The sequence below is a fragment of the Streptomyces sp. NPDC021622 genome (assembly GCF_040640795.1).
Taxonomy (GTDB): domain Bacteria; phylum Actinomycetota; class Actinomycetes; order Streptomycetales; family Streptomycetaceae; genus Streptomyces.
Genome location: NZ_JBFACK010000001.1, coordinates 329,898 through 344,631, shown reverse-complemented (window position 1 = coordinate 344,631; position 14,734 = coordinate 329,898). Strand labels below are relative to the sequence as shown.

At 70.9% G+C, this 14,734-nt stretch carries 14 protein-coding genes; 8 read left to right on the top strand and 6 right to left on the bottom strand.

Annotated features, from left to right (window positions below; genetic code table 11):
• Positions 1–7: 7 nt before the first annotated feature.
• Together npdG and AB0G47_RS01585 are read right to left on the bottom strand one after the other, a co-directional pair.
• Positions 8–712, bottom strand: coding sequence for an NADPH-dependent F420 reductase (gene npdG, locus AB0G47_RS01590; protein WP_360762901.1), 705 nt, complete (start codon positions 710–712; stop codon positions 8–10).
• 37 nt (positions 713–749) lie between these two features.
• Entirely contained in the window at positions 750–1,826 is a 1,077-nt protein-coding gene (locus tag AB0G47_RS01585; protein WP_360762899.1) for a sialidase family protein, read from the bottom strand.
• 79 nt (positions 1,827–1,905) lie between these two features.
• Here AB0G47_RS01585 and AB0G47_RS01580 point away from each other — a divergent pair, with 79 nt between their 5' ends.
• Both AB0G47_RS01580 and AB0G47_RS01575 read left to right on the top strand, forming a co-directional pair.
• Positions 1,906–2,508 (top strand): hypothetical protein, encoded by a 603-nt coding sequence (locus AB0G47_RS01580; RefSeq protein WP_360762895.1) that lies wholly within the window; start codon positions 1,906–1,908, stop codon positions 2,506–2,508.
• A gap of 43 nt (positions 2,509–2,551) precedes the next feature.
• Complete coding sequence (locus AB0G47_RS01575; protein WP_360762892.1) at positions 2,552–3,823, top strand: MFS transporter; 1,272 nt, start codon at positions 2,552–2,554, stop codon at positions 3,821–3,823.
• A gap of 170 nt (positions 3,824–3,993) precedes the next feature.
• On the opposite strand, the gene AB0G47_RS01570 is transcribed toward AB0G47_RS01575, so the two are convergent.
• Positions 3,994–4,221 (bottom strand): hypothetical protein, encoded by a 228-nt coding sequence (locus tag AB0G47_RS01570; RefSeq protein ID WP_360762889.1) that lies wholly within the window; start codon positions 4,219–4,221, stop codon positions 3,994–3,996.
• A 58-nt stretch (positions 4,222–4,279) separates the two neighbouring features.
• On the opposite strand from AB0G47_RS01570, the gene map reads away from it, so the two are divergent.
• Together map and AB0G47_RS01560 are read left to right on the top strand one after the other, a co-directional pair.
• The gene (map, locus tag AB0G47_RS01565) at positions 4,280–5,137 is read left to right on the top strand and encodes a type I methionyl aminopeptidase (RefSeq protein WP_360762886.1); all 858 of its coding nucleotides are present in this window, start codon (positions 4,280–4,282) and stop codon (positions 5,135–5,137) included.
• A 138-nt stretch (positions 5,138–5,275) separates the two neighbouring features.
• Complete coding sequence (locus AB0G47_RS01560; RefSeq protein WP_360762884.1) at positions 5,276–5,944, top strand: biliverdin-producing heme oxygenase; 669 nt, start codon at positions 5,276–5,278, stop codon at positions 5,942–5,944.
• 499 nt (positions 5,945–6,443) lie between these two features.
• Here the strand turns inward: AB0G47_RS01560 and AB0G47_RS01555 are convergent, their stop codons facing one another.
• The 3 genes from AB0G47_RS01555 to AB0G47_RS01545 all read right to left on the bottom strand — a co-directional run bounded on the left by AB0G47_RS01555 (position 6,444) and on the right by AB0G47_RS01545 (position 10,167).
• Complete coding sequence (locus AB0G47_RS01555; RefSeq protein ID WP_360762881.1) at positions 6,444–7,103, bottom strand: PhzF family phenazine biosynthesis protein; 660 nt, start codon at positions 7,101–7,103, stop codon at positions 6,444–6,446.
• Between the two features lie 33 nt (positions 7,104–7,136).
• Positions 7,137–8,654: an HtaA domain-containing protein gene (locus AB0G47_RS01550; protein WP_360762878.1), complete on the bottom strand. Its 1,518-nt coding sequence runs from the start codon at positions 8,652–8,654 to the stop codon at positions 7,137–7,139.
• A 61-nt stretch (positions 8,655–8,715) separates the two neighbouring features.
• Entirely contained in the window at positions 8,716–10,167 is a 1,452-nt protein-coding gene (locus tag AB0G47_RS01545; protein WP_360762875.1) for an HtaA domain-containing protein, read from the bottom strand.
• 135 nt (positions 10,168–10,302) lie between these two features.
• Between AB0G47_RS01545 and AB0G47_RS01540 the strand changes: the two genes are divergently transcribed.
• The 4 genes from AB0G47_RS01540 to efeO all read left to right on the top strand — a co-directional run bounded on the left by AB0G47_RS01540 (position 10,303) and on the right by efeO (position 14,709).
• Positions 10,303–11,316, top strand: a complete 1,014-nt coding sequence (locus AB0G47_RS01540) for an ABC transporter substrate-binding protein (protein WP_360762872.1) — start codon at positions 10,303–10,305, stop codon at positions 11,314–11,316.
• Positions 11,317–11,390: 74 nt separating this feature from the next.
• Positions 11,391–12,410 carry an iron ABC transporter permease gene (locus AB0G47_RS01535; protein ID WP_360763911.1) on the top strand — a complete coding sequence of 340 codons (1,020 nt, stop codon included), beginning with the start codon at positions 11,391–11,393 and terminating at the stop codon, positions 12,408–12,410.
• Complete coding sequence (locus AB0G47_RS01530) at positions 12,407–13,252, top strand: heme ABC transporter ATP-binding protein (RefSeq protein ID WP_360762869.1); 846 nt, start codon at positions 12,407–12,409, stop codon at positions 13,250–13,252. The genes AB0G47_RS01535 and AB0G47_RS01530 overlap by 4 nt, the downstream gene beginning before the upstream one ends.
• A 287-nt stretch (positions 13,253–13,539) precedes the next feature.
• Positions 13,540–14,709: an iron uptake system protein EfeO gene (gene efeO, locus AB0G47_RS01525; protein WP_360762866.1), complete on the top strand. Its 1,170-nt coding sequence runs from the start codon at positions 13,540–13,542 to the stop codon at positions 14,707–14,709.
• Positions 14,710–14,734: the final 25 nt, after the last annotated feature.

The following is a 14,734-nucleotide window of genomic DNA, read 5'->3' as shown; positions in this document are numbered from 1 at the left end:
CGGCGTCCTAGACGTCGGTGACCCGCAGCCCCGCGTGCGCCTTGTAGCGGCGGTTCACGGAGATCAGGTTGGCCACGAGGGACTCGACCTGGTGGGCGTTGCGGAGACGGCCCGCGAAGACTCCCCGCATGCCGGGGATGCGGGCGGCGAGCGCCTGGACGATGTCCGTGTCGGCACGGGCCTCGCCGAGCACCATCACATCGGTGTCGATCTCCTCGACGGCCGCGTCCTGGAGCAGGACCGCCGACAGGTGGTGGAAGGCGGCCGTGACGCGGGAGTCCGGCAGCAGGGCGGCGGCCTGCTCGGCGGCGCTGCCCTCCTCGGGCTTCAGGGCGTAGGCGCCCTTCTTGTCGAAGCCCAGCGGGTTCACGCAGTCGACGACGAGCTTGCCCGCCAGTTCGTCGCGCAGGGACTCCAGGGTCTTCCCATGTCCCTCCCACGGCACGGCGACGATCACGATGTCGCTGCGCCGCGCGCACTCCGCGTTCTCGGCGCCCTCGACGCCCAGGCCGAGCTCGTCGGCCGCGGTCTGCGCACGCTCGGCCGCGCGGGAGCCGATGATCACCTTCTGGCCGGCGCGGGCCAGGCGGTAGGCGAGGCCGCGGCCCTGGTCGCCGGTGCCGCCGAGCACGCCGACGACGAGCCCGGAGACGTCGGGCAGCTCCCAGGGATCCTTGGCGGGAGCCTTCTGCACACTGTCGTTAGAGGTCATACGGCCGACCTTACTCACCGCCGATGTGCGGCCTCCGTCAGGCCAGTGCCTCCACCGGTATCCGCCGGAAGGTGATCGTCTCGTACGCGCTGAAGTCGCCCGTCTCATAGAGGAGTCCGACGGTCCCGTCGTCGACGCGCACGAGATCGGAGTACGCGGCGGGCAGCCCGTCCACGGTGTGGGCGTCCCGCCAGGTGGTGCCGCCGTCCCGGCTGCGGCGCACCGTCATCAGGGCGCGGAAGCCGGGGTCGGCGGGCCCGGAGAACAGCAGCACGTCGGGCGTACGCAGCTGAAGGACGCTGCATTCGACGACGGGGCCGACGAGCCCGGCCTGCGGCCGGAAGGGCTTGACGAGGCTCTGGCCGCCGTCGCGGGAGTGGGCGTCGGCGCGGGTGCCGGGGGACGGCGAGTCGTTGCGGGTGTTGAAGTAGAGCCGCCCGTCGGGGAGTTCGGCCGCGGTGGTCTCGTTCACGTTCACATAGCCGTCGGTGTTGTCGTCGATGTAGCCGATCCGCCAGTTCTGGCCGAGGTCGTCGCTGAGCAGGCAGTGGCCGCCGTTGTACTTGCCCTCGGTGCCGTTGTCCGTGCCGGCGGGCGGCAGGGAGTGGTTGGCGGGGACGACGACCCGGCCCGTGCTGGTCTGCACGGCATGCCCGGGGGTGGTCGCGTACCACCGCCAACTCGCCTTCTTCACCTGCCCGGTGATCTCCCGGGCCGCCGACCAGGTCAGACCGTCGTCGTCGCTGTGCTGCACCCAGATCCTGCGTCCGTTCGCCGCGGAGACCTTGCCGCGGCGGATGGCGTCCTCGGTCGCCGCGGCGGCGTTGCGGACGTGGACGAGCAGGACGCGTCCGGTGGCCAGGACGACGGGGGCGGGGTTGCCCGCGAGGTCGGCGCCGTTCTTGGCGACGACCTGGAGCGGGCCCCAGGTGCGGCCGCCGTCGGTGGACCGCTTCATGACGACGTCGATGTTGCCGAAGTCCTCCTGCGAGCCGACCCTCCCTTCGCAGAAGGCAAGCAGGGTGCCTGAGTTCGTACGGACGACGGCGGGAATCCGGAAGCTCGCGTACCCCTCGCGCCCCGCCCGAAAGGGAACAGTTGTCTCATCAGCCATCCCGGGTCACTCCCCACCCGGGGCGAATTCCCGGTGAACTCCACCTAACGAGTGGCTTGTTGGGGCAGGATGCGGCCTCATGGACGCAGTAAGGGTCGCGCTGCTGCGCGAAGTGCTCGCCGGAACCGAGTGGCCGAGCGCCACCCGCCGCTTCGCGAAGACGCTGCGGTCCTCCGTGGTGCCGCACGGCGGCGGGCTGCTCCTGGTGGGCACGGAGGAGTACGAGCCCTGGCATCTGGCCGCGCATCTCGTGGACGAGGCGGCGTGGTCCGGGACGCCCGAACTGACGCCCACGCTCGTACGGCACCGGGTGCGGGCGGGCGACCCCGCCCACCTGTCCACCGGGCTCGGGCGGATCGAGGCGGCGCGGCGCGGCGAGACGCTGCTCGTGGTGGCGCCGGACGCGCCGGGCGCCGGGCTCCTTGAGCGGGTGCACGACGCACGGGCGGCGGGGGCGACGGTCCTCGCGCTCGACTCCGGGGACCGCGAGCTGCACTCCATGGCGCACGAGGCGCTGACCGTCCCGGACTCCCCCGACCTTGACCTCGACACGGTCCAGCACCTGGTGAGCGCGGCGTCCGGCGAGAACTCGCTGCCGGCGGCGCGGGGCAGACGCCGGCTGCGCGACCGCCTCTCCCGCCTCGCCGACCAGCTGACGGCGCCGCCGCCGGCACGGTGGTAATTCGGTTGCCGGTACGCGGGCCAGGCGCTGAGCATGGCTTTCCGTGTCCCTCTCCTCCTCCTCGATACTGCCCGACCTCTCGCCGTGGCGATCCACCCGTGATTTCCGGCTGCTGTGGGTCCAGGGTCTCGTCACCAACTTCGGCAGCTTCATGGCGCTGGTCGCCCTGCCGTTGCAGATCAAGGAGCTGACGGACTCGCCGCTCGCGGTCGGCGCGATGGGGGCGGTCGAGCTGGTGCCGCTGATCGTCTTCGGTCTGTACGGGGGTGCGCTCGCCGACGCCGTGGACCGCCGCAAGGTGATCCTTCTGACGGAGGCGGGCCTCGGCCTGCTCGCCGCGATCCTCTTGGTGAACGCGCTGCTGCCGGAGCCGATGCTGTGGCCGCTGTACGTCGTGGCGGCGGGCGTATCGGCGCTCGCGGGCCTCCAGCGCCCGGCACTGGACTCGCTGATGGCCCGCATCGTGCCGCACGACCAGCTCACGGCGGCGGCCGCGCTGAACTCGCTGCGCTGGAACGTCGGCGCGATCGCGGGCCCTTCGCTCGCGGGCCTGGTCGTGGCGTTCGCCGGACACGCGTCCGCGTACGCGGTGACGGTCGTCGGCTTCGCCGTATCCGTGGCCCTGTGCGCCCGCATCGCGCCGGCGCCCGCCGCGCACGACGCGGAGAAGCCGTCGCTGCGGGGCCTTGCGGAGGGTGCGCGGTACGCGTGGTCGCGGCCGGTACTGCTCGGGACGTACGCGATCGACATGGCGGCGATGTTCTTCGCCTTCCCGAACACGATCTTCCCGTTCCTCGCGGAGGATCTTGACGCGGAGTGGTCCCTTGGTCTGATGTACGCGGCCGGGGCGATCGGTTCGCTGCTGCTCAGCCTGACCAGCGGGTGGACGTCACGGGTGCGGCGGCACGGGCTGCTCGTCGTGTTCGGGGCGGCGGGGTGGGGGCTCGCGATCACGGCCGCCGGGTGGTTCTCGAATGTGTGGCTGGTGCTTGCGTGCCTGGCCCTGGCGGGTGCGGGCGACATGCTGAGCGGGCTCGGCCGCTCCACCATCTGGAACCAGACGATCCCGGACGAGCTGCGGGGCAGGCTCGCCGGCATCGAGGTCCTCTCCTACAGCGTGGGCCCCCAGCTGGGCCAGGTCCGTGCGGGGGCCGCCGCCGGCTGGACGGGGACGCGGACTGCCGTCTGGTCGGGCGGTCTTGCCTGCGTGGCGGCGGTGGGGGCGCTGACCGCGGCGCTGCCGAAGCTGGTGTCGTACGACGCGAGCACGGACGCGGACGCCATCCGCCGCCGGAAGCTGTCTGCCACGGCGTAGGGCTTTGCTGGACGGGGCGGGGCCTACTCCGTGGCGGGGGGGGGGGGGGGCGAGTCGGCTGACCCCGCGTCGGCGGCACCGTCTTCCGCCGCTTCGCGGCGTTTCCCGCCCGCCCACCCATTACCCCAGGGCGAACGGGTGGGCGGGCGGGGAACCACCCCCGGCAGGGACTAGTCCTCGCCCTCGCGGGAGGGGGCGTCATGCCACCTGGGGTCCGTCTCCCACTCCAGGTTCCGCTCGGCGGCGGTCTGCATCGCCCGCTCGGCCTCCTCCCGGGAGCCGTAAGGACCGAAGCGGTCCTTGCCCGGACAGTCGGGGCCCTCCTCGACCCTCTGATGCTCCAGGCAGTAGTACCACTCACCCGGTTTGCCGACAGTCCGCTTCTTGAACAGAGGCATGGTCTGCTCCTCTCTCTCCCGCCATGCTGCCCCACACCACCTGGTTAGACTCGCTGGCATGTCTGGCCAGTCACTGCTCGTCCCAGGGGAGCTCTCCCCCATCCGCCCCGTTCCGGGAAACATCAGGCGCCCGGAGTACGTGGGGAAACCCGCACCCACCCCGTACACGGGGCCCGAGGTGCAGACCCCCGAGACCATCGAGCTGATGCGCACCGCGGGCCGTATCGCCGCGCGCGCGATGGCCGAGGCCGCCAAGCACATCGCCCCCGGTGTCACCACCGACGAGCTGGACCGTGTCGCGCACGAGTACATGTGCGACCACGGCGCCTACCCCTCCACGCTCGGCTACCGCGGCTTCCAGAAGTCGCTGTGCACCTCGGTCAACGAGGTCATCTGTCACGGCATCCCGGACTCCACCGTCCTCAAGGACGGCGACATCATCAACCTCGACGTGACGGCCTACATCGGCGGCGTGCACGGCGACAACAACGCCACGTACCTGGTCGGCGACGTCGACGAGGAGTCCACGCTGCTCGTGGAGCGGACCCGCGAGTCCCTCAACCGCGCCATCAAGGCGGTCAAGCCCGGCCGCCAGATCAACATCATCGGCCGTGTCATCGAGTCGTACGCCAAGCGCTTCGGCTACGGCGTCGTCCGCGACTTCACCGGCCACGGCATCAACACGTCCTTCCACTCCGGCCTGATCGTCCCGCACTACGACAGCCCGCACGCCACGACCGTGATCCAGCCCGGCATGACGTTCACCATCGAGCCGATGCTGACCCTTGGCACGCACGACTACGACATGTGGGACGACGGCTGGACCGTCGTGACGAAGGACCGCAAGCGGACCGCGCAGTTCGAGCACACGCTCGTGGTGACGGACAGCGGGACGGAGATCCTTACGCTTCCCTGAACACGCATCCCCGGGCTCTGAGCGGGTAGCGTTTTTACCGACAGGACGTCGGGAACCAGTTGACTTAGGTAAGCCTAACCTGAATCATCGGTAGCGGTCGCACTGGTTCCCGTCATTCTTCGGCTTCGGAGGTCCCTCATGGATACGCCGTCCACGCCCTTCTCCACGGTGATCCGCACCGCCTCGCACGAGCAGCACACGGAGGCGGAGACCTCGACGTTCATGAGCGACCTGCTCGGCGGCAAACTGGGCGTCGACGCGTACGCGCGCTACACCGAGCAGCTGTGGTTCGTGTACCGCGCCCTGGAGGACGCCGCGCAGGCCCTGCGGGACGACCCGGTCGCGGGCCCGTTCATACAGCCCGAGCTGCTGCGCGTGACCGAGCTGGAGCGGGACCTCGCGCATCTGCGGGGCGCGGACTGGCGGGAGGGCCTCACGCCGCTGCCCGCCACGGCGGCGTACGCGGCGCGGGTGGCCGAATGCGCGCGGACCTGGCCCGGCGGTTACGTGGCCCACCACTACACCCGCTATCTCGGCGATCTCTCCGGGGGCCAGATCATCCGCGGCAAGGCGGAGCAGGCGTGGGGCTTCGACCGCAAGGGTGACGGCGTCCGGTTCTACGTCTTCGAGGACATCTCCAACCCGGCGGCGTTCAAGCGGGGTTACCGGGAGCTGCTTGATGCGCTCGGGGAAGTCGTGCCTGATGAGTTGGAGCGGCAGCGGATCGTTGACGAATGCAAGCGCGCTTTCGCCTTGAATACGGCGGTCTTCCGCGAACTGGGCCAGGAGTTCCCGCTCTCGGCGTAGGCGGCACCGCCCTGGGGCACCGCGCAAGCCCACCGCTCCGCGGCGGATCTTTCCCGCCCACCCACCCGATTACCCGGCAGCGCTTCCAGCCTGCCGACGCGCCGTTGTCGTCCGTACCGCCGCTTCGCGGCGATCTCTCCCACCCACCCGCCCGATTACCCCGCAGCGGCCCCAGCCCACCGACGCGCCGTCGTCGACCGCGCCGCCCTACCGCCGCGGCCTTCCCACCCACCCGCCCGATTGCCCGGCAGCCGGCTGGCTTCAGGCCGTCCGGCGCGCTCGCCGTCGTCGGCCGCGCGCCCGCTTCGCGGCGCATCTTTCCCGCCCACCCGCCCGAAACTCCGCAGCTGCCCACCCACCCCCATCAGCGTGGTTCTTCAGCCCGTCCGGCGTTTGAGGACGAACTCGGCGGAGCCGGTGATTGGCGGTCACCCCGGCCGGCGGAGCCGGAAAGTTCGGGAAGGGGCGGGGTTGGGGAAAGAACCGCCGGAGGCAGGCCTCAGCCCGAGACGAGCCGCACCCGACCTCCCACCTCGATCAGACCCCCCGGCCCCGGTGCAGTCAGAAGTTGCGAGCCACGCCCCTGCGTGATGTTCAGCGCCCGGCCCAGTTGATGGGTCAGCAGCAACGCCGCCGCGCCTGTGGCCTCGTCCTCGTCGATTCCGTCGTCCCTGCCGGGAAAGGCGCGGGCGCGGACCCGCCCCGCCGCCTCGTCCTCCCACGCCCACGCATAGATCCACTCCCCCGGCGGCGGCACCCGCAGCGCCGCCACCTCCGCCACGCTCCCGTAAGAACGCAGCGTCCGCCCCGGCGCCCATTCCGCCCGCGCAGCGATCCAGCTGAACTCCCCGTCCTGGCGGGCCTCCACCACCCCCGCGGGCGTGACCAGTTCGGGGATGTCCAACAGCCAGGACGTACCGACGCAGGGATGGCCGGCGAACGGCAGCCGCAGCGTGGGCGTGTAGATGTCGATGACCCCGCGCTCGGGGTCATCGACGAACACCGTCTCGCTGAAGCCCAGCTTCGCGGCCACCGCCTGCCGGTCACCGCGAGCGGCCACGCGGGCCCCGTCGCGCACGACACCCAGTTCATTGCCGTGCCGACCGTCGGGCCCGCAGAAGACCCTCAGCACATCAAGCCCGTCAGGAAGTTGCGTCATCCGGGCATTCAAGCACCCTCAGTCGAAGCATTCTCAGGAGACGCGGCGCCGCGCCACGTACACCGCGCCCGCGCCCGCCACGACGACCGCCCCGGCCACGCCGATCAGCGCACCGGTCGGCGTCGACGAACCGGTGGACGCCAGCGAGCCCCCCGTACCCCCGCCGACCGAACCGCCGCCGCCCAGCGAAGCCGAACCCCCGCCGGTGGAACCGGAGTCGGCCGAGCCGCCACCACCCGTGGAGCCGCTGCCGCCGCTGCCGCCCGGCAGCTCGGCACCGTCGGCGACCGAGAGCGCCACCGTGACCGGGTCGATCGCGTCGCCCTCCTTGTACATGGAGCCCGTCGTCTCGTTGGCGAACTGCTCCGCGCCCGCCGCCGTGAACGCCGCCGGGATCTTGTCGAGCAGCACGACGTCGTCCTTCGCCTCGTACGAGGCCTTGGAGAGGTCCAGCGTCGCGAACTTCACGTTGTCGTTGGTGCCCTTGGGCGTGGTGACGTCCACGGTCAGCGTGCCCTTGGCGCCGTCCGCCGCGACCTTGATGTCGCTGAACTTCATGTCGATGCCGTGTGCCTTGTACGCGAAGCGGACGGCGCCGCCGAAGGACGCGGTCAGCTTCTTGGCGTCGGCGTCCAAGTCGGCCTTGGCGTAAGGGAAGTCGTAGCCGTTGTCGTTCTTCTCGGCGCCGCCGGAGAGCGTGGCGCCGCCGCCGGACTCGATGTAGCGGCGGAAGGACTCCTTGACGCCCCAGGCGAGCGAGCCGTCGTAGACCTTGCCCGCGGGCGCCTCGGCGTCGGACGTGGTGGTCGGCTTCGGGGTCGCGGTCGGCTTGTCCGTCGGCTTCGGGGTCTCGGAAGGCTTCTCCGTCGGCTTCGGCGTCTCCGTGGGCTTGTCAGTCGGCTTCGGGGTTTCCGTCGGCTTCTGCGTCGGGGCGCCGGCCGCCTTCACCGTCAGGGTGGCCGGGTCGAGCTTGTCGCCCTCCTTGTACATGCCGTTGAACGCCTTGGCTCCGTCCGCCGTCAGCGTCGCCGGGATGTCCTTGAACGTCATCGCGCCGCCCTCGCCCTGGCCGGGCTTGATGCCGGTCAGGTCGAGCTTGGCGAGGTCGATGTCGTTCTGGGCGGTGCCGTTGAGGCTGACGTCGGCCTGGATGGCGCCGCCCGTGCCCTCGGTGCGGACCTTCACGTCGGACATCTTGATGTCGAAGCCGTGCGCCGTGGAGGAGAAGCGGACCGCGCCCTTGAAGGCGGTGTCGGTGGCGTGCGTCCCCGTGTCGTACGTCCCCGTGCCGTCGGTGAAGGTGAACACCCCGTTGTCCGCCGCCTGCTTGGCGCCGTCCGTGGCCTCGATCTTGCCCAGGGCCATGCCCGTGACGTACTTGCGGAAGGACTCCTTGAAGCCCCAGTCCAGCGTGCCGTCCTTGAGCTCGACCTGCGGCGCCGCGGCGGCGCCGTCGGCGGCGAGCGCGGGAAGGGTGAGGGCGGTCGCGCCGAGCGTGACGGCGGTCGCGACGGCTGCGGCGAGGGTTATGGGACGACGAATGGCGGCCATGGTCGGTCTTCTCCTTGAGAGACGGGTGAGGAAGTGAGCTGGCGTGGGTGACCCGGAAGGGTCAGGAATCGGAGCCTGTGGTCTGCTCGGTCGTCGCGGTCGCCTCGGGCGTCGCGCGCTTCTTGCGTACGACGCCGAACGCGACCGCCGCGGCGAGCAGCAGTGCCACGCCCGCGCCCACGGCGATCGGCACGGCGGGCGACGAGGAGTCGGCCGAGTCGGCGGCGTTCTGCGTCTTCGGCCCGGTCGCCTTCTTCGGCTGCGGTGTCGGGCTCGCGGACGAGCCGATGTCCGGCAGCGCGGGCAGCTTCGCGTCGGCGTCGAGGGCGACGGCGAGCGAGAGCGGGTCCATCGCGGAGCCCGCCTTGTACATGGACCCGAAGGCCTTCGCGCCGTCGCCGGTGAGCTTCGTCGGCACCTCGGTGAGGGAGACGAGGCCGTCCTTCGGCTTCAGCTCCCCGGCCGCGAAGGTGACCAGCGGGGCCTTCTTCAGCGTGACGCCCTTGTCGCCCTTGCTTTCGACGTCCGCGAGGAGCGTGCCCTTGCCGTCCTTCACCTCGACGGCGACCTTGCTCAGCGCGAGGTCGAGGCCGTGTTCCCCGGTGAAGCGCACCGTCCCCGCGAAGTCCGCGTCGAGGGTCTGCTTCTTCTTGTCGTACGTTCCCTGGCCCTCGGGGAAGCGGAAGTACGCGCCGCCGTCCTGCGCCCCGGCGGACAGTTTCCACTCGCCCTTGGCGATGGATCCGGTGACGTACTCCCGGAAGGTGCGGCGCACGCCCCAGTCGACGGCGGCGTCCTCGACGCGGCCCGCCTTCGTCTTCTTCCCGGGCTCCGCCGGCTTCGGCGACGGCTTCTTCGACGGCTTGTCGGAGCCGGACTTCGCCGCGAGGTCCGTCGACAGGCTCACCCGGTCGAGCTCGGTGCCTGCCGTGTAGTACCCGGCGAAGGCCTTCGCCCCCTGTGAAGTGAGCGTCGCGGGAAGGTTGTTGAGGGCGATCGGGCCCGAGCCGCCCAACATGTCGATGCCGGACATGCCGAGGGTCGCGAGCGGCACCTGGGCGTTGGTCGTGACCTTGCCCGTGCCCTTCTCCTTGCTGACCATGTCGGCGTGGAGCGTGCCGGAGCCGCCGGAGATCTTGACGGTGGGGTTGCTGATGGTGAGGTCGAGCTCGTACGAGCCGCCCTTCTTGTGCCCCAGGAAGTGCACTCCGCCGGAGAACCCGGCGGTGAAGGCCCCGCTGTCCGGGTCGTACGACCCCTTGGCCGAATGGAAGCGGAACTGGCTGCCGCCGACCGTGGCCGCGCCGCCCTGCAGCGTCGAACTCCCCTGGGCGATGGGCCCGGTCACGTAACTCTGGAAGGAGGATTTGATGCCCCAGTCGAGCCGTCCGCCCTGGACCGTGCGGCTCTCCGCGTGCGCGATGGCCGCGGGAAGCAGCGCCGCGACGAGCGCGGTGAGCATCGCCACCGCTCCGGCGCGGGCGATGGCTCGCGTCTGTCTTGACGACGACATGGGAACCCTCCGAGTGTGGCTAATGAGGTAAGGCTAACCTAAACTACGATCACTCCGGCTGGAACCCCCAACCCCGGCCACCCGGATCTCGGCCGGCTCAACAACACGACAGGACGGTGGAATTCGGTGCTTCGCATGCCGCGCCCACTCCGTATCGCCGGTGCGTGGACCGCCGTTCTCGCCCTGGCCCTCACGGGCTGTGGATCATCGTCGGACGACGGTGGCGCCACGTCCCCGAAGGCGAAGACGGCGGCCTCCGCACCCGACCGGGTCGAGCCCTTGAAGTCCCGCCCCGACCCTGTGCTCCCCGCCACCGTCACTTCGGCCGACGACAAGTTGGTCACCGTCAAGGACACGAGCCGGATCGTGCCGCTCACCGGCAGCCTGAGCGAGATCGTGTTCACGCTCGGCCTCGGCGAGAACGTCGTGGCCCGCGACATCACCGCGACCTTCGAGCAGGCCAAGAAGCTGCCGGTGGTGACACGTGCGCACGACGTCTCGGCGGAGAGCGTGCTCTCCCTGAAGCCGACGGTCGTCCTCGCGGACACCTCCACGGGGCCGGCCGAGGCGATCGACCAGATCCGTGACGCGGGCGTCCCGCTGGTCGTCCTCGACCCGGCGAAGAGCCTCGACGACGTGGGGCCGCGGATCGACGCGGTGGCCAAGGCCCTGGGCGTGAAGAAGGCGGGCGACGAGCTGAAGTCCCGTACAGAGAAGCGGATCTCGGCGGTACGGGACTCTATCCCCGCGTCCGCCCGCACCGAGAAGCCGCGCGTGGCCTTCCTCTATCTGCGCGGGTCCGCCTCCGTCTATCTGCTCGGCGGGCGCGATTCGGGGGCGAGTTCGCTTCTGGAGGCGGCGGGCGCGGTCGATGCGGGCAAGGCGTCAGGGCTGAAGAAGGACTTCACCGCGATCACCAGCGAGGCGTTGGCCGATGCGGCGCCGGACGCGATTCTCGTGATGTCCAAGGGGCTTGAATCGGTGGACGGCGTGGACGGGCTGCTCAAGATCCCCGGCGTCGCCGAGACCCCCGCGGGGCTCGACCGCCGTGTCGTCTCGATCGACGACGGGGTGCTGTTGAACTACGGGCCGCGGACGGATGAGGTGCTGAAGTCTTTGGTGGGGCAGTTGTACGGGGGCGGGAAGTGACGGTCCTGACCAAGCCCGCGGACGCCGAGCCGGCCGCCGAAGAGCCGACGGCTCCCGAAGGCCGCCGCCGGGGCATGGCCGTCCCCCTGGCCTTCGGTCTCGTCGGCGTACTCGTTCCCCTCTGTCTCCTCTCCGCCGGAATCGGCGCGTACGACATCCCGCTCGGGGACGTCCTCGGTTCCGTCCGGCATCGGATGGGGCTCGGCGGGAGTGCGCTCGACCGGGTCGGGGAGAGCGTGCTGTGGAACGTGCGGCTGCCACGGGTGACGCTCGCCCTGCTGGTCGGGGGGTCGCTGGGGTGCGCCGGGGCGCTGATGCAGGGCGTCTTCGGGAATCCGCTCGCCGAGCCCGGGGTCATCGGGATCTCGGCGGGCGCGGCCGTCGGCGCGGTCGCGTCGATCGCGCTGGGACTGAGCTTCTTCGGGAACTGGACGGTGACGGTGTGCGCGTTCGTCGCCGGGCTCGCGACCGTCCTTCTCGTGTACGTGCTCTCGCGCGACGGCGGGCGTACGGAGGTCGTCACGCTCATCCTCACCGGGATCGCCGTGAACGCCTTCGCGGGGGCGCTGATCGGGCTCTGCATCTTCTTCGCGGACAACGCGCAGATCACCCAGATCACGTTCTGGCAGCTCGGCTCGCTCGCCGGTGCGACCTGGCCGAAGGTGCTCGCCGTGCTGCCGTGCGCGGTGGCCGGACTTGCCGTCGCGCCGCTGTACGCACGGAAGTTGGACCTCCTCGCGCTCGGCGAGCGGCCCGCGCGGCATCTGGGGGTCGACGTCGAGCGGCTGCGGCTCGTGCTGGTTCTCGTGGTGGCGCTGCTGACCGCGGCCGCGGTGGCCGTCGCCGGGATCATCACGTTCGTGGGGCTGCTCGTGCCGCATCTGCTGCGGATGGCGGCGGGCCCCGGGCATCGCTTCCTGGTGCCGGGCAGTGCGCTTGGCGGGGCGGTGGTCCTTGTCGGCGCGGACCTGGCGGCGCGTACGGTCGCGGCGCCGGCCGAGCTGCCGCTGGGGGTACTCACGGCGCTCTTCGGCAGCCCGTTCTTCTTCTGGCTGTTGCGCAGGACCCGTCGCAGGCAAGGGGGTTGGGCATGATCGGGCGGATCGCCCACCGGCTGTTCTCCTCCGGCGGCGGACGCGTCCTGCCGGGGCCGGTCTCCCCCGGTGATGCGCTCGCGGAGGTTTCCGACCTGCGGGTGCGGCTCGGGGGGCGGGAGGTGCTGGCCGGGGTGTCCCTCACCGCGCGGGCGGGTGAGGTGCTGGCCCTCGTCGGGCCCAACGGGGCGGGTAAATCAACCCTGTTGGCGGCGCTGGCCGCGGACATCGCGGCGGACGAGGGGAGCGTGCGCGTCTGCGGGCGCCCGGTCACCCAGTGGCCGGCCCGTGAACTCGCCCTGCGGCGTGCGGTGTTGCCGCAGGCGGCCGCGCTGTCCTTTCCGTTCGCGGTGGAGGACGTCGTCCGCATGGGGCGCGCACCCTGGGCGGGGACGGCCCTGGAGGACGACGACGACCGTGTCGTACATGAGGCGATGGCCGCGACGGAGGTCGGCGAGTTCGCCGCCCGTTCCTTCTCCGCGCTGAGCGGCGGCGAGCGGGCGCGGGTCGCGCTGGCCCGGGTCCTGGCCCAGCAGGCACCACTCCTTCTGCTCGACGAGCCGACGGCGGCGCTGGACCTTCGCCACCAGGAGCTGGTCCTGCGGATCTGCCGGGAGCGGGCCGCCGCGGGGGACGCGGTGGTGGTGGTCCTGCATGACCTGGGGCTTGCGGCGGCGTACGCGGACCGGGCGGTGGTGCTGCGCGGCGGGGCGGTGGCCGCGGAGGGCCCTCCGGGCGAGGCGTTCACCGGAGAGCTCCTGAGCAAGGTCTACCGCCAGCCGGTGGAGGTGTTCCCGCATCCCCGTACGGGGGCTCCGCTGGTGACGCCGGTGCGGGGCTGAGGGGCGCCCCCTCAATTCCGCCGCTTCGCGGCGGAATTTTTCCCGCCCACCCACCCGATCGCCCCGAAGCCGCCCACCCAACCCCCATCGGCCGACTCCTTGACCCGCACTTTGCCACCCCATGAAGCCCCCATCACCCCACCGTGACACCCCCGTAAGCACCGCCGAACACTGAGAGGTGAATCACGGAACGGCTGGGTATCGACCAGGTAAGGCTCAGTTAAGTTAGGTCCGCCTCACCGGCATGCCATGCCGGAATCGTCCGTGAACCCCGCCTTGGAGCCCCTATGCGCCCCGTCCGCCTCTCCGCCGCCACTGCCATCGCCGCAGTGGCAGCACTCACCGCCGTCACGGGCTGCACCGAGAAGAGCGACGGCAAGGGCGGCGGCGGGAACACCGTCGAGGTGACCGCCACCGACGACAAGTGCGAGGTCTCCAAGACCAAGCTCTCCGCCGGGCACGTCGAGCTCGCCATCGAGAACAAGGGCTCCAAGGTCACCGAGGTCTACCTCCTCTTCCCCGACGACCGCATCGTCAGCGAGCGCGAGAACATCGGCCCCGGCACCAAGCAGAAGCTGACCGCCGAGGTGAAGTCCGGTTCGTACCAGATCGCCTGCAAGCCCGGCATGAAGGGCGACGGCATCCGCCAGAAGGTCACCGTCAGCGGCGGCAAGGCCGTCAAGCGCGACCCGCGCCTGGACAAGGCCGTCGCCGACTACCGCGCCTACGCGCAGGAGCAGGCCGACGCGACGCTGCCCAAGGTGAAGCTCTTCACCGACGCCGTCCGCAAGGGCGACATCGAGGCCGCGAAGAAGGCGTACGCCAACTCCCGCATCGGCTGGGAGCGCACCGAGCCGGTCGCCGAGTCCTTCGGTGACATCGACCCGAAGGTCGACCTCCGCGAGGACGGCCTGGCGGAGGACCAGGACCTGGAGAAGGACTGGACGGGCTGGCACCGTCTGGAGCGGTCCCTGTGGCAGGACAAGAAGATCGGCGAGCGGGACAAGGAGCTCGCCACTCGTCTTGACAAGGACCTCAAGGACTGGCAGAACCGGGTCGGCAAGGCCGTGATCACCCCGACCTCCATGGCCAACGGCGCCAAGGAGCTCCTCGACGAGGTCGCCACCGGCAAGGTCACCGGCGAGGAGGAGCGCTACTCGCACACCGACCTCGTCGACTTCAAGGCGAACGTCGAGGGAGCGGAGAAGGCGTACGGACTGCTGAAGGCCGTCGCGTCCGAGAACGACCCGGCGCTCACCAAGGAGCTCGACAAGCAGTTCGCGGCCCTGGACAAGCTGCTCGGCAAGTACCGCACGGGCGGCGGCGAGGACTCGTACACCTTCAAGTCGTACGACAAGCTCGGCAAGGCGGACGTCAAGGAGCTGCAGAACGGCGTCAACGCCCTCGCGGAGCCGCTGTCGAAGCTGGCCGCCGCAGTTGTCGGCAAGTCCAAGTAGGAGCAAGGGCAGAGGCAAGGGGGAA